We start from the raw sequence: 16,218 nt of genomic DNA, 5'->3' as shown, positions 1-16,218 counted from the left end.
TTAACGTAAACGTCACCCAATTCATTTGGACGAAAAAAAAGCAACGTCAAGAATAACGTTGCCCTAACTCACTGCCACTGAAATGTTTATCCTTATCGTCCCTCCCCCGGCTTGCTCGACCTATATTATTTAGGCAGCAACACAGTATCAATCACATTGATCACGCCATTCGACTGATTCACGTCATAGGTGCTGATGCTAGCTACATGACCGCCGTCGTCTGTAATGGCGATATTGCGCGGACCATTTTGCGTAAAGGTCAACATGCCGCCACTGGCGGTTGGCAATTCGGCCTTGCCATGACCTTGCTTGATGGCGCTTTCAAGCCTTGCATAACCATAGCGGCCTGGCACTACGTGATAAGTCAGGATTTTGGTCAGGGTTGCCTTGTTTTCCGGCTTGACCAGGGTTTCCACCGTGCCGGGCGGCAGTTTGGCGAAGGCGGCATTGGTTGGAGCAAATACGGTGAACGGGCCCTTGCCTTTCAACGTGTCCACCAGGCCGGCGGCCTTTACTGCGGCTACCAAGGTGGTGTGATCCGCTGAATTGACAGCGTTGTCGACGATGTCCTTGCTGGGGTACATGTTTTGTCCGCCGACCATCACGGTATCTTCTGCGTGGACCGCACTGGCGGCGATCAGAGCGGCGGATAAAGTTAAAGCGTAGCTAAGTTTGCGCATGATAATTCCTTGAAGAGTGAATTTTAGGAGCCTGCACAGTCATATACGCGACTGGCCGAAAACTGGATTCAACGGATTCAAGGAGTTCGACGGCATGCAAAAGATGGGATGGCGATGGGGCTGCAATACAGCGTTCGCCGGTGACAACCGTGCGAGCGCAGACAACCTGCCGAAAGAAAATGAAGTAAGCCGATAGGCCGGATTCTGTTACGACGCTCAAGCTTGCGCCCTCGCGTTATGACAACCATTCCTCTAGGCGCTGGATTACTCCAGCGCTCAAGCTTCCTACCCGCACGCTCCGCGAGCAACATCAACGCGTGCCTATTTGGAATTGCTCCGAGTGGAGGTTACCGCGTTTCACCGTAACTTAATACGCTCGTCTCTGTGGCCCTATTCCTCGCCTCACGGCGGACGGCCGTTAACCGTCACCCTGCTCTATGGAGTCCGGACCTTCCTCCCGCCAACGCATTGCAACGTCGGCCAGCGGCTGTCTGGCTTACTTCAGGCGGCATTCTACCGCAATGACGGTCCCGGCCCGCGGTTTTTCACTGCTGCCTGAAGTTTATCCCGGCCTATGATGCCAAAATAGCATGAGACAGAACACCCGCGTATACGTATAGTGTTTGAAGCTTTTTGCACTGCAAAATCACTTTTCCGCAACAGGACAGAACAAATGCACATTTGCGTATTAGGTGCTGGCGTCATCGGCGTCACTTCCGCCTATCGGCTGCTGGAAGCAGGCCATCAAGTCACCCTGGTTGATGCTGCTGCGTTGCCAGGCAGCGAAACCAGCCTGGGCAATGGCGCACAACTAAGTTATTCGTACGTTGCGCCGCTGGCCGATCCGTCCGTCTGGAGCCACTGGCCTGAATACATGTTCAGCGCCGACTCGCCGCTGACCTTGCGGCCGAAAATGGATCCCGCGCAATGGCGCTGGCTACTCAAATTCCTGGCGGCCTGCAATACCAAACGCGTCAGGCAAACCACGGTTGATCTGTTGCGGCTGGCGTTCTTCAGCCGCGAGCAATTGCAGCAACTGACGCAAGCCGTCCCGTTAGACTTCCAGCATCGCAGTGCAGGCAAACTGGTGATGTACGGCGATGCCAAAGGTTTGGTCAGCGCCCGTAAACAAATTGCGTTTCAGGCCGAGCATGGCTGCCAGCAGGAAATCATCGACGCCGCGCGCTGCATGGAAATTGAACCGGCGCTGGCCAACGCCAAGCGCGACTGGGCCGGCGGCGTGTATACCCCGAGCGAGGAAGCGGGCGACTGCGCGCTGTTTTGCAGACAGTTGGTAGATGCCATGTCGCAACAGCCGGGCTTCCGCTTCGCCCATTCGCAACGTATCCATAAACTGGAGATGCGTAACGGCGCATTAGTCGCGGTGCACGCTGGCCAGGAACAAATCGATGCCGATGCTTTCGTCCTGGCGCTAGGTCCTGCCAGCGCCGATTTTGCACAGCGCGCCGGCTTTTCATTGCCGCTCTACCCGCTCAAAGGCTATAGCATCACCGTGCCGTTGACCGATAGCGCCAACCAGGCTGCAGCACCGCAAGTATCCATCACCGATCTCTCCAAGAAAATCGTTTACGCGAGATTGGGAGATCGCCTGCGAGTTGCCGGGCGCGTAGAATTGGTCGGTATGGATCGCAGCATACCCGCTACGGCAATCGATGAATTGAAACGCGGCGTCAGTGAACTGTTCCCTGGTTGCGGCGACCTGTCCGACAGCGCCAGCTTGTCGCCATGGAGCGGCTTCCGCCCCGCTACACCGAGCGGCGTGCCGCTGATTGGCGCGGCTCCGGTCAAGAACCTGTATCTGAATGTCGGCCATGGCAGTCTCGGCTGGACCCTGGCGCATGGCAGCGCAACCCTGCTGACGCAATTGATTGCAGACCAGGCCACCGCCATCGAGGCCAGCCCTTTTTCATTTAGCGCGTAACGACGAAAATTCGACGAAAACGCGCGAAAACCCAAAGGAATAAAACCATGAAACTCATCACCAACCAGCAAGTTGCCGAGCTGATCAATACCGGCGATGCCATTGCCGCCATGCGCCAGGCCTTCGCTGGCATCGGACAGGGGGCGCAACAGGCTAGAATCCGCACCAGCGCCGGCCCCGTCATGATGTCCAGCATGGGTGCATTGCTGCCTGCCGCCGGCATCGCCGGTTACAAGATCTACACCACGATCAACGGCAAATTTCATTTTGTCACCGTGCTGTTCTCTACCGAAGATGGACGGCCGCTGGCGGCGATTGAATCCGATACCATGACCGGCTTGCGTACCGCCGCAGCCACTGCGGTCGCCGCCGATCACCTGGCCAACCAGGATGCTGCCACGCTGGCGGTGATCGGCACCGGGGTTCAGGCGCACTCGCATGTGCCGGCCTTGCTGGAAGTGCGCAAATTCAAGGAAATCCTGATTGCAGGCCGCAGCGGCCAACAGCAGTTTGCAGAACAGATCACGCAGCAAACCGGTATTCCGGCGCGCGCCGTCAGTGTCGATGAGGCGGCACAGGGCGGCGATGTAGTGGTCACGGTAACGCGTTCGGCCGAGCCGTTGTTTTCCGGCGATTTGCTGAAAACGGGCGCTTTCGTTGCGGCGGTCGGCGCCAGCAAAGGCAACCTGCGTGAACTCGACGATCGTGCGATTGCCCGCGCCACCGCCCTGGTGGTTGAATGGAAACCGCAGGCACAGCAGGAAGCCGGCGATCTGTTGTTATGCCAGCCGGGCACTTTCGCCTGGGACCAGGTATGGGAGCTGGGACAGGTTGTCGATGGCAGCAGCACTTACCAGCGCCAGCCAAACGACCTCGTGATCTACAAGGCGATTGGCGTCGGCGTCGAAGACATCGCCCTGTCCGGCCTGGTATACCGCCGCGCCTGCGAGCGTTTCGGCTGGTAAGCCGCCGGTAAGCCAACTCCTGCTTCGTCCCCCAATGCGCGGCATTGCTTGCCGCCGCCATGTCGTCAGTCTAGAATCGGGCCACCGATGACTACTGACGACATGCGCACATGGAATTCCACTTATTGAGCTTCCTGAAGACCGTGCTATTCGTGCTGGCGGCTTTACTGCCGATCATGAACCCGCCCGGCGGCGCGCCGATTTTCCATGCGCTGACCATCACCGCATCCGACAGCACCCGCAACGCACTGGCGCGCGGGGTGGCCATCAATTCCTTCCTGCTGCTGATGGGAGGCATGTTCATCGGCACCCACGTATTGGCTTTTTTCGGCCTGTCGCTGCCCGTGGTAAAAGTCGCCGGTGGCCTGCTAGTAGTGGCTACCGCCTGGAAAATGCTGAACTCCGATGAAATGCCTATGGCGGAAGCCGTGCCTGAATCGCTCTGGACCGAGCAGCTCGCTTCAAAGAAAGCATTTTATCCACTGGCCTTCCCACTCACTGTAGGTCCCGGTTCGATCTCGGTCGCCATCACCCTGGGCGCCGGCGTACGGGTGCCAAACGTGCCGTTGCCGCTGTCCCTGATCGCCGCCGTCGCCGGCCTCGCAATAGCGGCATTGATAGTCTATCTCTGCAACCGTTTTGCGGGTGTGTTGATACGCCTGCTGGGCGACACCGGCACCACCGTGATGCAGCGCATGACTTCGTTCATCTTGCTCTGTATCGGCGTACAAATCCTGTGGGACGGGGTAAGCGGCCTATTGCTGTTATGGCAAGCACATTAAGGCTTTTTCTCGCCCTGCGGAATTCTAGTGATAAGATTGTTTCCTTACCCCCACCTAAAGGAGCACACGATGCTGAAGAAGATAATGGTAATTGTGGCAATGTTTGGCGTGCTAGGCGCACTTTCCGCTTGCAATACGGTTGCCGGCATGGGCCAGGACGTAAAAACCGGCGGTGAAAAGGTAAAAGACGCGGCTCAGGACGTGCAACAGAAGATGTAAAGAGAAGATGTAGTTCTGCCGTAGCTTTCGCAGGACTCCTAAGATAATAAAAAACCCGACCTGGCGTCGGGTTTTTTTATTTTCGCTAGCAAAAGCCATACATCAGGCAAATTTGCTGAAATCCGGCTTACGTTTTGCGAAGAAAGCTGTGAATGCCTCTGCCGCTTCCGGTGCAGTCAACATCGCACCGAAATGCTCTATCTCCTGCTGCATCCGCGCCTCTACTTCAGCGGTCTGGCTACCCTTCATGAGGCTCTTGGTGAGACGGATCGACGCTGCAGGCAGAGCCACCAGCTTGGCAGCCTGCGCTTGCGCAAACGCCACCAATTCTTCCGCCGGCAATATCTTGTTGACCAGGCCCATGGCATTGGCTTCTTCTGCCGAAAACGCCTCGCCCAGCAACAGCTTTTCAGCAGCGCGCTGGTAGCCTGCAATCTGCGGCAAGATCAAGCTGGAAGCCGCTTCCGGGCACAAACCCAGTTGCGTGAACGGCATCGAGAAACGGGCATTGTCTGCGGCGTACACCAGATCGCAGTGCATCAACATGGTAGTGCCGATGCCGACCGCGGCACTCGCCACCGCAGCCACCAGCGGTTTGCTGGCATGGCTGATTTGCCACAGGAATTGAAACACCGGGCTTTCTATACCTGTCGGCCGGTTCTTCATGAAATCTTCGAGATCGTTGCCGGCACTGAATATCTGCGGCTTGCCGGTAAATAAAATCGCCCTTACCGCGCTATCGGCCTCCGCATCTTTCAAGGCATCGACCATGGTCTGATACATCGCGGCAGTGATCGCATTTTTCTTCTCCAGGCGATTGAATTCAATCGTCAGGATGCCATTCTCTTTACTAGTCAATATATCCATCTGGTGCTCCGGTTCAGCGCGCTCAATACGCGGCGCGTCGATTAAATTAAAGGAGACAAAAAAGCCGTGCGAGGGGTAGCTGCACGGCTTTTTCGTTTTTTACGATTGCTTATGACAATCTGCTTGATTCAAACAATTACATGCGCTCGAAAATACCTGCGGCGCCCATGCCCGCACCAACGCACATGGTGACCATGCCGTATTTTTGATTACGGCGACGAATGCCGTGAATCGCAGTTGCAGCACGGATCGCACCGGTAGCACCCAGCGGGTGGCCCAATGCAATCGCGCCGCCCAGCGGGTTGACCTTGGATGGATCCAGGCCGAGATCCTGAATCACTGCCAGCGCTTGCGCTGCGAATGCTTCATTCAGCTCGATCCAGTCCAGCTGGTCCTGGGTCAGGCCGGCGGCGCGCAGCGCTGCAGGAATCGCTTCCTTAGGACCGATGCCCATGATTTCCGGCGGTACGCCGCGTACTGCGAACGAGACGAAGCGTGCCAGCGGAGTCAGGTTGAATTCCTTGAGGATTTTTTCGCTGACCAGGATCAGGGCGCCGGCGCCGTCCGACATTTGCGAGCTGTTGCCTGCTGTGACGGTGCCTTTGGCAGCGAATACTGCCTTCAGCTTGCCCAGTGTTTCCATCGACGATTCGGCGCGTGCGCCTTCATCACGATCAACGGTGCGGTTCTTCAGGTCGATCTGGCCGGTCGCCAGGTTGGGGAAGCGCTCAATGATGTCGACAGATGTGGTTTCGTCCTTGAATTCACCAGCCAGCTGGCCGGCGATGGCGCGGCGGTGCGACTCTACCGAGAACGCATCTTGCGCTTCACGCGAGACTTTCCATTGCTGCGCCACTTTTTCAGCCGTCAGGCCCATGCCGTAGGCCATGCCGACGTTTTCATCCTTGAACGCGTTCATGTTGACCGAAGGATGGAAACCCATCATCGGCACCATCGACATCGACTCAGCGCCGCCGGCGATCATGACGTCTGCCTCGCCGACGCGGATGCGGTCGGCAGCCATGGCGATCGCGGTGATGCCGGACGCGCAGTAACGGTTAACAGTGACGCCGCCGATGGTATTCGGCAAGCCAGCCAGCAGCACGGCGTTACGCGCCATGTTCAGGCCTTGCGCGCCTTCAGGGAAGGAACAGCCGATGATGGCGTCCTGCACCAGTTTAGGATCGAGGCCCGGCACTTGCGCCATGGCGGATTGCATGACGCGTACCAGCAGGTCGTCCGGACGGGTGTTCTTGAACATGCCGCGCGGCGCCTTGCCGATTGGGGTGCGGGTAGCGGAAACGATATACGCTTCTTGAAGTTGTTTGCTCATTTTGATCTCCTGATCAGTTGGGGACAGAGTCACACGGATAGTGTAATTCGCCACGCTACGGTGGCTCTTAAACTCTTTCCCACAAATAGTTAGCTTAGTTCCGAACTGGCTTACCGGTCTGCATCATGCCCATGATCCGCTCTTGCGTCTTAGGGTTATTCAGCAGTTCGACGAACGCTTTGCGCTCCAGGTCCAGCAACCATTGTTCATTCACGATGCTGCCTTCGTTGACTTCGCCGCCGCAAACGATGTTGGCAATCATGTGGCCCAGTTTGTAGTCATGTGCCGAGATAAACCCGCCGTCACGCATGTTGACCAGCTGCGCCAGGATGGTGGCGATGCCGTCGCGGCCTACCACCGGAATCTGCACCTTCAGCGGTGGACGATAGCCGGCGTCGAACATGGCGCGCGCTTCGACCTTTGCCACGTGCAACAATTCGTATGCATTGAATACGATCACGTCGGTAGCTTTCAGATAACCCATGCTCTGCGCTTGCAGTGCCGACTTCGACACATTCGCAGTCGCCGCATTCATGAAAGAAGTCTTCAGGAATTGCAGGATATCGTTACCCTTGGCGTCATTGGCGGCACGTACTGCTGCTTCCTTCAACCCGCCGCCTGCAGGGATCAGACCAACGCCAACTTCAACCAGACCGATATACGATTCGATCGATGCCACGCGTTTGGCTGTGTGCAGCGCCAATTCGCAACCACCGCCCAGCGCCAGGCCGGCCACTGCAGCAACCACCGGCACGCTCGCATACTTGAGGCCCATGAATGCTTGCTGCAACTCAGCCACCATCGGTTCGATCGCCTTGGCGCCGCCCGACATGAACAATGGCAGCATCGATTGCAGGTCGGCGCCTGCAGAGAATGCGCCGCCTTCAGCTGCATCTGCGTGCCACAGCACCAGGCCCTTGTAATTCTTTTCTGCTTCGGCAACCGCCTTGTTCAAACCGGCGATAACGCCCGGCCCGATGACGTGCATCTTGGTCTTGAACGACAGGACCAGTACGTCGTCGTTTTGATGCCATGCGCGTACCGAGTCATCCTCGAATACAGTGGTGCCGGCAGTCTTGCCGTCAGCCACGCCTTCACCCAGCAACGGTGCGCGGAATACCTGGCGCTCGTAGACCGGCAAAGTGGAACGGGCGACATTGGCCTTCTTCGCTGGCGAGTAGGAACCGTCAGCAGCGTGCACGCCGGTGCGGCCGTCAAATACCCAGGCTGGCAGCGGTGCATTGCACAGTGCTTTGCCGGCATCGATATCTTCCTTGACCCAGCCAGCGATCTGTTTCCAGTCGGCGGCTTGCCAGATTTCGAACGGGCCTACGCTCCAGCCGAAGCCCCAGCGCATGGCGAAATCGATGTCGCGCGCATTGTCGGCAATCGATTCCATATGGACTGCGATGTAATGGAAGCCGTCACGGAAGATCGACCACAGGAATTGCGCTTGCGGATTGGTCGATTCACGCAGTGTCTTCATGCGCTTGACCGGATCCTTGTCTTTCAGGATGCGCGCCACCAGTTCGTCGGCCTTGCCGCCGCCGGTAACGTATTCGCCCGTGGCGGCATCGATCCGCAGGATGTCCTTGCCAACCTTCTTGTAAAAGCCGGCGCCGGTTTTTTGACCCAGCGCGCCTTTCTCGACCAGTTTGGCCAGCAGCGGCGGCGTTGCGTACACGCCGTAGAAAGGATCATCTTTCAGGGTGTCCTGCATGGTCTTGATGACATGACCCATGGTATCCAGGCCAACCACGTCGGCGGTACGGAAAGTACCCGACTTGGCGCGGCCCAGCTTGGCGCCGGTCAGATCATCGACAACGTCGACCGACAGGCCGAATTTTTCAGCCTGGTGAGCCGTCGACAAGATGCCGAACACACCCACGCGGTTAGCGATGAAGTTAGGCGTATCTTTAGCGCGAACCACACCCTTGCCCAGCGTTGTCGCCAGGAAGCCTTCCAGCTGATCGAGGATCTCTGGCCTGGTGCTCGCGGTCGGGATCAGTTCCACCAGGTGCATGTAGCGCGGCGGATTGAAGAAGTGCACGCCGCAGAAACGGGCTTTCAATTCGGCGTCGAAACCTTCCGACAGAGCGGTGATCGACAGGCCGGAAGTGTTGGAAGCGAAAATCGCGTTCGGCGCAATATGCGGCGCAACCTTCTTGTACAGGTCATGCTTCCAGTCCATGCGCTCGGCGATCGCTTCGATGATCAGGTCGCAACCGGCGAGTACGTCCAGGTTGTCTTCGTAGTTGGCGACTTCGATCAGCGCTGCATCATCCTTGTTGCCCAGAGGGGCCGGGCTGAGCTTCTTCAGGTTTTCGATAGCGCGCAGGACGATGCCGTTCTTCGGGCCTTCCTTGGCTGGCAAATCGAACAGGACTACCGGCACTTTGGCGTTCAGGCAGTGGGCGGCGATTTGCGCACCCATCACGCCGGCGCCGAGAACGGCGACTTTTTTAACGATGAAATTGGACACTTGTATCTCCTTGGTCAGTCTGTTGGGGGCGTGGACATGTTTAACTTCAACTCAGTTTCAACGCATGCCCACCCTACGGCTAAATTAGATTAGAACAAATCCGCATCCAATGCCATCAAGCTGGCCGAACCGGAACGCGCCTGACGAATCAGCATTGCAGTTTCCGGCAGCAGGCGGGCGAAATAGAAACGTGCAGTCGCCAGCTTGGAAACGTAGAACTTGTCGCCTGAGTCTTGCTTGGCGAGTGCGATCTTTGCCATTTGCGCAAAGAAGTAGGCGTAGACCAGATGGCCGACTACGCGCAGGTAAGGAACCGCCGCGGCGCCAGCTTCGTCAGGATTCTGGAAAGCTTTCATGCCGATTTCCATGGTCAGCTTGCTGACCTTGTCGCCCAGGTCCGCCAACGGCGTGATGAATTCCGACATGGCTTCGTCGGCGCCGTTCTCTTCGATGAACGCTTGCACCTTGGCGCCGAATTTCTTCAGCTTGGCGCCGTTGTCCATCAATACTTTACGACCCAGCAAATCCAGCGACTGGATGGTGTTGGTGCCTTCGTAAATCATGTTGATACGGGCATCGCGGACATACTGCTCCATGCCCCACTCGGCGATGAAACCGTGGCCGCCATACACCTGCATGCACTCCGAAGTGGCAGTCCAGGCGTTGTCGGTGATGAAAGCCTTGACCACCGGCGTCAACAGGGCAACTTCATCGGCCGCATCCTTGCGCACTGCTTCGTCGGGGTGATTCAACTCCTTGTCCAACTGCAGCGCGACATACGAACAGAATGCGCGTGCGCCTTCAGCATATGCTTTTGCTGTCAACAGCATGCGGCGTACATCAGGATGAACGATGATCGGGTCCGCTGGCTTATCCGGCGCCTTGATGCCCGACAGGCTACGCATCTGGATACGGTCCTTGGCATAAACCAAGGCGTTTTGGTAGGCGACTTCTGTCAAACCCAGGCCTTGCATGCCGACGCCGAGACGGGCCGCGTTCATGAACACGAACATCGCGTTCAAGCCTTTATGTGCACCGCCGATGATCCAGCCGGTGGCGCCGTCCAGATTCATCTGGCAGGTCGAATTACCGTGGATACCCATTTTTTCTTCGATCGCGCCGCAGGTGATCGGATTACGCGCACCCAGCGAACCATCTGCATTCGGCAGGAATTTCGGTACCAGGAACAGGGAAATGCCTTTCGAGCCTTCAGGCGCGCCTGGCAAACGTGCCAGCACCAGATGCAAGATATTGGCCGACATGTCGTGTTCGCCGGCCGAAATGAAGATCTTGCTGCCGGTGATCTTGTAGGAGCCGTCGTCTTGTGGCTCGGCTTTCGAGCGCAGCATGCCGAGATCGGTACCGCAATGGGCTTCAGTCAGGCACATGGTGCCGGTCCACTCGCCGGATACCAGTTTAGGCAGGTACAGCGCTTGCTGTTCTGGCGTACCGTGTGCGTGCAGGCATTCGTAAGCGCCGTGCGACAAGCCAGGGTACATGGTCCAGGCCTGGTTCGACGAATTCATCATTTCGTAGAATGAGTTGTTCATCACCAGCGGCAAGCCTTGGCCGCCGAATTCCGGATCGCACGACAATGAAGGCCAGCCGGCTTCAACGTACTGCTTGTAGGCTTCCTTGAAGCCCTTAGGCGTGGTCACGGTATGCGTGGCCTTGTCGTGATGACAGCCTTCGCGATCGCCGGAGTGGTTCAGCGGGAACAGGACTTCAGAAGTGAACTTGCCGCCTTCTTCCAGCACTTGATTGATGATATCGGCATCGATATCGGCATGCTTCGGCAATTGTTTCAGTTCATCTTCTACATGCAGCAACTCGTGCATGACGAATTGCATATCCCGCAGCGGCGCGACGTATTGACCCATGGTGCTCTCCTGATGATTGTACTTACTGGATTGATCTAGCTGACGTTTTGGCAGCGATTTTTTGATTCGTTTGTGAGGATTTTTTTACAGCCGATGTCGCAGCTGGAGCAGATTGCGGATCGCGATAACTGTCGATCAGGCGATCAAAGCCCTTTTGAGCGCGTTCCACGCTGCCGGCCTTTTTCAGAAAACGTGCGTCGTGATGCAAGCCCAGGATCAGGCCGTACATTTCATAGACCAGCTGTTCGGCGTCGGTATCGGCACGCAGATGACCGGCTTCGATTGCCTGCACGGTGCAACGGTGCAAAGCTTCCTGCCAGGTGCGCACCATGGAGACCAGTTGTTCGCGGATTTCACCGGGACGATCGTCGTACTCGACCGCGCCGCTGATATAGATGCAACCGGAGGCGATTTCAATCGTCACCTGCCGGATCCAGCGCCCGAACATGGCTTCCAGGCGTGGCAAGCCGCGTGCTTCCTTGATACTCGGATAAAATACTTCCTGTTCGAACTGACGGTGGTACAGCTTCACCACTTCGATCTGCAGGTCTTCACGCGAGCCGAAGTGGGCAAACACGCCGGACTTGCTCATGTTCATTTTTTCGGCCAGCAAGCCGATCGTCAGACCTTCAAGGCCGTCGCGGCTCGCCAGCGTAATGGCGACGTCGAGAATCGCTGCGCGCGTCAGTTCGCCTTTACGCATGAATTTCGGCGGCATGTCAGTATGTGCCACGATAGTCCTACCTTTGTCTGGTTATGCCTGGCTAATGAGTCTGGCTAATGAGTCTTGATGCGATCGGCATCTTGTGTGAAAACAGTTTAAAAAGCAGCTTTCAAACATGAATGCGAACGCTCGTACTATTATGCACCAGAATCGAAATGTCAAACAGCGACTTAGAGGCGCAGTTCTACCGAGAACCCCCTCGAAACAGGTCGGACGCCTGTTTGGACGGCCCGACTGAGAGAGTTGGTAGCTGCAAACGTTCCGGGCAGCTCCAAGCTAGCCCGAAAATTGCGAAGGTGCGATGTCAAAATGGCACCAAACAATGATTTTCCAGAGGCTTGCCGGATCTAGGATTGCGTCTTGTCCAGCAGACGGCGGTCGCGCTTGGTTGGCCGCCCTTTAATCTCCATGGTCGGCTCACGGAAATACCTTCTATCTTCTGCCAGCGTTGCGCGCTTCACCACACTTTGCTCGGTTTCCCGATAAAGCGTCTGCGCAATTGCCGCCGAGCCGCGGGTATCACTCAAAAGTAATACCGTCACCTCCCAGACGCTGGCGCCATTGTCGATTGCCAGGATATCGCCGATTTTGAGGTTGTGGGCGGGCTTGGTCCGCTCATCGTTCAACCGGACCTTGCCGTTATCGACCGCATCGCTCGCCAGCGTGCGGGTCTTGAAAAACCGCGCCGCCCATAACCATTTGTCGATACGCACTGCTTCGACTGTTTTACTCATGATTACACCGGATTATCGATATCGATGAATTGATGCTGCAAGCCGAAACGCTCTGCCAGATGGCGCCCCAGGGCCTGCACCCCATAGCGTTCGGTCGCGTGATGACCGGCGGCCAGGTAAGCTACGCCGGTTTCACGCGCCAGATGCACGGTGGGCTCGGAAATCTCGCCGCTGATGTATACCCCGACCCCGGCGGCGATCGCATCGCCCAGCAAATTCTGCGCAGCGCCGGTGCACCAGGCAATCTGCCCCAATGGCTGCGACGGGTCGCCGATCAGGACCGGCGTGCGATGCAGGCGGCGCTCGATCAGGTTGGCCAGATCGCCCACGGTCCGGACCAGCGGATCGCTCACTGTTCCCAGCCAGCCCAGGTTATCCTCGCCGAAGCGGCCATTCGGTAGCAGATCCAATTGCTGCGCCAATTGCACGTTGTTGCCAAACTCCGGGTGGGCATCGAGCGGCAAATGATAGCCAAACAAATTGATGTCATGCGTCAACAGCAATTTCAGGCGTTTGCGCTTAGGGCCAACGACACGCGCGTCCTCACCGCGCCAGAAATACCCGTGATGCACCAGAATCGCGTCTGCGCCAGTGGTCACAGCAGCTTCCAGCAATGCATAGCTGGCGGTAACGCCCGTCACCAGACGCCTGATTTCAGTCCGTCCTTCCACCTGCAAGCCATTTGGGCAATAATCACGGAACTGTGTAATATTTAATGCTTCGGCAAGATATTTTGCGAGTTCATCGCGATTTACCGATTTCTGATTCATGGTCTTTGCCTCACGGTTCTTTACTCCGATTTTCGAGTTTTACTTACGATTTTTACTTAACCTAAGACTTCACTATGCGACGCTTCTGGCTGTTATTTGCGCAAACCATCACCGTCGGTTTAGCGATCTGGTTCATTGTAACGACCTTGAAGCCGGAATGGATAAACGGTGGCCTGACCAGCTCGCCCTTGCACATCGCCACCTCCAAGGTGCCGTTGCAAGAAGCCGCGCCGGGAACGCCGACGCCGGGTTCTTATCGCCAGGCCGCACAGCGGGCGATGCCGTCAGTGGTCAATGTTTTCACCAGCAAAGACGCCAAGCCGGTCAGCCCGGAAGTGATGGAAGATCCGCTGCTCAGGAAATTCTTCGGCGATCGCGGCGACGATGCGGACGAGAAGCAGTCCAGCCTCGGCTCAGGCGTCATTGTCAGTTCGCAGGGTTATATCCTGACCAATAACCATGTGGTCGAAGCCGCCGATGAAATCGAAGTGGCGCTGGCCGATGGCCGCACCGCCAGTGCCAAAGTGGTGGGCACCGATCCGGAAACCGATCTGGCCGTGATCAAGATCGATTTGCCGAACCTGCCTGCGGTCACGCTGGGCCGTGCCGACCAGGCCAGTGTCGGCGACGTCGTACTGGCGATCGGCAATCCGTTCGGCGTCGGCCAGACCGTCACCATGGGGATTATTTCGGCGCTGGGCAGAAGCCACCTGGGCATCAATCAGTTTGAAAATTTCATCCAGACCGATGCTGCGATCAACCCGGGCAATTCCGGCGGCGCCTTGATTGATACCAACGGCAACCTGATCGGCATCAATACCGCCATCTACTCACGCACCGGCGGTTCACTCGGGATCGGTTTCGCGGTACCGATGACTACCGCAAAAACCGTCATGGAATCGATCATCAACACCGGTCATATGGTGCGCGGCTTCATTGGCGTCGAACCGCAGGATATCACCCCGGAACTGGCGGAGAGCTTTAGCTTGAACCGAAGCACCGGCGCCATCATCGCCGGCGTGATCAAGAATGGTCCGGGCGACAAGGCGGGCTTGAAACCGGGCGATATCCTGGTGGCGATCGACGGCAAGCCGATTACCGACAGCAACGACATGACCAATCTGATCGCCCAGCTGCAACCCGGCACCAAAACAAAATTGACGGTGTTGCGCAAGGCGCAGGAAACCACGGTGGAAGCCGTAGTCGGCAAGCGGCCGCCGATGAAACGGGTTCAAGAATAGATGCGCGGTCCTGTCCACCCGCAATTGCACAATCGCACAAAGGAAACCCGTAATGCACGTACGTGATCTGACGCAATACCTCGCCGAACTATCAGAGAATAACAACCGGGCCTGGTTCGTCATGAACAAGCCGCGATACGATATCTTGCGTGCCGAATTTCTGGAACTGGTAGTGCGCCTGATCGCCCAGATCAGCAAATTCGATCCGGCGATTGCCGGTTGCAATCCAAAGAAAGCGCTATTCCGGATCAACCGCGACATGCGCTTCTCGCACGATAAGAGCCCGTATAAAACCTACTTCTCGGCATCCATCACCGCCAGTGGCCTGAAGAAACCAAGCCAGGGCGGTGGTCCGGCTTATTACTTCCATATCGACGCCAGCGGCACCCTGCTCATCGCCGGTGGCGAATACATGCCGCCGGCAGACCGTTTGCGGGCGATTCGCCTGCAAGTGATTGCCGATGCAAACGGCTTTGGCAAACTGCTGAAAAACAAGAAATTCAAGGAGGCTTACGGCGATTTGCAGACCGAGGGGCAACTGACGCGTCCGCCTAAAGGCTTTGATGCAGACTCGCCGCACATCGAATATATCAAGCTGAAGAACTTCATCGTCTGGAAAGAGCAGCCGTTGAAGAAGATGTTATCGGATGCGCTGGAGAAAGAGTTGGTAACGGGCTTTAAAGACGCCTACCCGCTGGTCAGCTGGTTACGACAGGTCAAAACCCCGATAGCCGAATAGGTCACTGCGAGTAGGCCAAATAAGCACGAGCGGCCGGGCAGCCGCTCCGTGAATTCAGATAGTATCTTCCGATTCAGCCGGCGCCTGCGTCGCCTTGGCGAACATCGGCGCCACCAGCAAGCCGATCTCGAATAACAGGCATAAAGGCACGGCCAACAATAGCTGGCTCATGATGTCCGGTGGCGTCACAACTGCCGCCACCACGAAGGCGCCGACAATGATGTAAGGACGGATCGATTTCAGCTTTTCCACTGAAACCAGGCCCATGCGCACCAGTACGATGACCACGATAGGCACTTCAAAAGTCATGCCGAAGGCGATGAACATGGTCATCACAAAATCGAAATAACTATCGATATCCGGCGCCACCGAGACCGATTTCGGCGCGAAATTGTTGATGAAGTGGAAGATCACTCCGAATACCAGGTAATAACAAAACGCGACGCCGGTGATAAACAATGCCGACGATGAAATCACCAGCGGCGCGATCAGCTTCTTTTCATGGGTATACAAGCCTGGTGCGATAAACGCCCACAGTTGGTACAGCACCCACGGCAGCGCAATCACAAAGGCCAGCAGCAAGGTCACCTTGACCGGAATAAGGAACGGCGTGATGACGCCGGTAGCAATCATCTTGCTCCCCACCGGCAAAGCCGCCAGCATGGGCGCTGCCAGCAAATCGTAGATATGGGCGGCCCAAGGCATCAGGCACAGGAACACCACGATCACCGCAATCGACGCCTTCATGATGCGATTGCGCAATTCCACCAGATGCGAAATGAACGTCTCTTCGACGCCGCCGGTTTTTTCGAAACCGCTGGTTTTTTGTTCTTCAGTCATGGGAGCACGGTGTATGGCAA

At 56.9% G+C, this 16,218-nt stretch carries 15 protein-coding genes and 1 other RNA gene; 6 read left to right on the top strand and 10 right to left on the bottom strand.

Annotated elements, in window-relative coordinates; translation table 11 throughout:
* Positions 1 to 125: 125 nt before the first annotated feature.
* Together BM205_RS09210 and rnpB are read right to left on the bottom strand one after the other, a co-directional pair.
* On the bottom strand, positions 126 to 680 hold the full coding sequence (locus BM205_RS09210) for a fasciclin domain-containing protein (protein ID WP_092414203.1): 555 nt from the start codon (positions 678 to 680) through the stop codon (positions 126 to 128).
* A 177-nt stretch (positions 681 to 857) separates the two neighbouring features.
* An RNA gene (gene rnpB, locus BM205_RS09205) (RNase P RNA component class A) lies at positions 858 to 1,183 on the bottom strand.
* Between the two features lie 170 nt (positions 1,184 to 1,353).
* Here rnpB and BM205_RS09200 point away from each other — a divergent pair.
* From BM205_RS09200 to BM205_RS09185, 4 genes are all read left to right on the top strand, one after another.
* On the top strand, positions 1,354 to 2,622 hold the full coding sequence (locus BM205_RS09200) for a D-amino acid dehydrogenase (protein ID WP_092414202.1): 1,269 nt from the start codon (positions 1,354 to 1,356) through the stop codon (positions 2,620 to 2,622).
* Between the two features lie 47 nt (positions 2,623 to 2,669).
* A complete protein-coding gene (locus tag BM205_RS09195) occupies positions 2,670 to 3,587 on the top strand; it encodes an ornithine cyclodeaminase family protein (protein ID WP_092414201.1) in 918 nt (305 codons plus the stop codon).
* Positions 3,588 to 3,697: 110 nt separating this feature from the next.
* Positions 3,698 to 4,369, top strand: a complete 672-nt coding sequence (locus BM205_RS09190; protein ID WP_092414200.1) for a MarC family protein — start codon at positions 3,698 to 3,700, stop codon at positions 4,367 to 4,369.
* 69 nt (positions 4,370 to 4,438) lie between these two features.
* Positions 4,439 to 4,588 carry an entericidin A/B family lipoprotein gene (locus tag BM205_RS09185; RefSeq protein WP_092414199.1) on the top strand — a complete coding sequence of 50 codons (150 nt, stop codon included), beginning with the start codon at positions 4,439 to 4,441 and terminating at the stop codon, positions 4,586 to 4,588.
* A 102-nt stretch (positions 4,589 to 4,690) separates the two neighbouring features.
* On the opposite strand, the gene BM205_RS09180 is transcribed toward BM205_RS09185, so the two are convergent.
* The 7 genes from BM205_RS09180 to BM205_RS09150 all read right to left on the bottom strand — a co-directional run bounded on the left by BM205_RS09180 (position 4,691) and on the right by BM205_RS09150 (position 13,378).
* Positions 4,691 to 5,455 carry an enoyl-CoA hydratase gene (locus BM205_RS09180; protein ID WP_092414198.1) on the bottom strand — a complete coding sequence of 255 codons (765 nt, stop codon included), beginning with the start codon at positions 5,453 to 5,455 and terminating at the stop codon, positions 4,691 to 4,693.
* Between the two features lie 136 nt (positions 5,456 to 5,591).
* Complete coding sequence (locus BM205_RS09175; RefSeq protein WP_092414197.1) at positions 5,592 to 6,788, bottom strand: acetyl-CoA C-acyltransferase; 1,197 nt, start codon at positions 6,786 to 6,788, stop codon at positions 5,592 to 5,594.
* A 94-nt stretch (positions 6,789 to 6,882) separates the two neighbouring features.
* Positions 6,883 to 9,270, bottom strand: a complete 2,388-nt coding sequence (locus BM205_RS09170) for a 3-hydroxyacyl-CoA dehydrogenase/enoyl-CoA hydratase family protein (protein ID WP_092414196.1) — start codon at positions 9,268 to 9,270, stop codon at positions 6,883 to 6,885.
* A gap of 89 nt (positions 9,271 to 9,359) precedes the next feature.
* Entirely contained in the window at positions 9,360 to 11,150 is a 1,791-nt protein-coding gene (locus tag BM205_RS09165; protein WP_092414195.1) for an acyl-CoA dehydrogenase C-terminal domain-containing protein, read from the bottom strand.
* A gap of 22 nt (positions 11,151 to 11,172) precedes the next feature.
* Positions 11,173 to 11,853 carry a TetR/AcrR family transcriptional regulator gene (locus BM205_RS09160; RefSeq protein WP_092414285.1) on the bottom strand — a complete coding sequence of 227 codons (681 nt, stop codon included), beginning with the start codon at positions 11,851 to 11,853 and terminating at the stop codon, positions 11,173 to 11,175.
* Positions 11,854 to 12,221: 368 nt separating this feature from the next.
* Positions 12,222 to 12,608 carry an RNA-binding S4 domain-containing protein gene (locus BM205_RS09155; protein ID WP_092414194.1) on the bottom strand — a complete coding sequence of 129 codons (387 nt, stop codon included), beginning with the start codon at positions 12,606 to 12,608 and terminating at the stop codon, positions 12,222 to 12,224.
* 2 nt (positions 12,609 to 12,610) lie between these two features.
* The gene (locus tag BM205_RS09150; protein WP_092414193.1) at positions 12,611 to 13,378 is read right to left on the bottom strand and encodes a Nif3-like dinuclear metal center hexameric protein; all 768 of its coding nucleotides are present in this window, start codon (positions 13,376 to 13,378) and stop codon (positions 12,611 to 12,613) included.
* Positions 13,379 to 13,452: 74 nt separating this feature from the next.
* Between BM205_RS09150 and BM205_RS09145 the strand changes: the two genes are divergently transcribed.
* The gene (locus BM205_RS09145; protein WP_092414192.1) at positions 13,453 to 14,619 is read left to right on the top strand and encodes a S1C family serine protease; all 1,167 of its coding nucleotides are present in this window, start codon (positions 13,453 to 13,455) and stop codon (positions 14,617 to 14,619) included.
* 52 nt (positions 14,620 to 14,671) lie between these two features.
* Positions 14,672 to 15,358, top strand: coding sequence for a DUF2461 domain-containing protein (locus BM205_RS09140; RefSeq protein WP_092414191.1), 687 nt, complete (start codon positions 14,672 to 14,674; stop codon positions 15,356 to 15,358).
* A gap of 54 nt (positions 15,359 to 15,412) precedes the next feature.
* Here BM205_RS09140 and tatC read toward each other — a convergent pair whose 3' ends face one another.
* The gene (tatC, locus tag BM205_RS09135) at positions 15,413 to 16,198 is read right to left on the bottom strand and encodes a twin-arginine translocase subunit TatC (protein WP_092414190.1); all 786 of its coding nucleotides are present in this window, start codon (positions 16,196 to 16,198) and stop codon (positions 15,413 to 15,415) included.
* Between the last annotated feature and the right edge of the window lie 20 nt (positions 16,199 to 16,218).

The sequence above is a fragment of the Collimonas sp. OK307 genome, assembly GCF_900113705.1.
Taxonomy (GTDB): domain Bacteria; phylum Pseudomonadota; class Gammaproteobacteria; order Burkholderiales; family Burkholderiaceae_D; genus Collimonas.
Note: the sequence above shows the minus strand (reverse complement) of the source record. Positions and strands in the feature narration are given on the sequence as shown.

Bases quoted from the DNA above. Each gene is read 5' to 3' on its own strand.
- BM205_RS09210 (WP_092414203.1), bottom strand. From the start codon at position 680: ATGCGCAAACTTAGCTACGCTTTAACTTTATCCGCCGCTCTGATCGCC.
- BM205_RS09200 (WP_092414202.1), top strand. From the start codon at position 1,354: ATGCACATTTGCGTATTAGGTGCTGGCGTCATCGGCGTCACTTCCGCC.
- BM205_RS09195 (WP_092414201.1), top strand. From the start codon at position 2,670: ATGAAACTCATCACCAACCAGCAAGTTGCCGAGCTGATCAATACCGGC.
- BM205_RS09190 (WP_092414200.1), top strand. From the start codon at position 3,698: ATGGAATTCCACTTATTGAGCTTCCTGAAGACCGTGCTATTCGTGCTG.
- BM205_RS09185 (WP_092414199.1), top strand. From the start codon at position 4,439: ATGCTGAAGAAGATAATGGTAATTGTGGCAATGTTTGGCGTGCTAGGC.
- BM205_RS09180 (WP_092414198.1), bottom strand. From the start codon at position 5,455: ATGGATATATTGACTAGTAAAGAGAATGGCATCCTGACGATTGAATTC.
- BM205_RS09175 (WP_092414197.1), bottom strand. From the start codon at position 6,788: ATGAGCAAACAACTTCAAGAAGCGTATATCGTTTCCGCTACCCGCACC.
- BM205_RS09165 (WP_092414195.1), bottom strand. From the start codon at position 11,150: ATGGGTCAATACGTCGCGCCGCTGCGGGATATGCAATTCGTCATGCAC.
- BM205_RS09160 (WP_092414285.1), bottom strand. From the start codon at position 11,853: ATGCGTAAAGGCGAACTGACGCGCGCAGCGATTCTCGACGTCGCCATT.
- BM205_RS09155 (WP_092414194.1), bottom strand. From the start codon at position 12,608: ATGAGTAAAACAGTCGAAGCAGTGCGTATCGACAAATGGTTATGGGCG.
- BM205_RS09150 (WP_092414193.1), bottom strand. From the start codon at position 13,378: ATGAATCAGAAATCGGTAAATCGCGATGAACTCGCAAAATATCTTGCC.
- BM205_RS09145 (WP_092414192.1), top strand. From the start codon at position 13,453: ATGCGACGCTTCTGGCTGTTATTTGCGCAAACCATCACCGTCGGTTTA.
- BM205_RS09140 (WP_092414191.1), top strand. From the start codon at position 14,672: ATGCACGTACGTGATCTGACGCAATACCTCGCCGAACTATCAGAGAAT.
- tatC (WP_092414190.1), bottom strand. From the start codon at position 16,198: ATGACTGAAGAACAAAAAACCAGCGGTTTCGAAAAAACCGGCGGCGTC.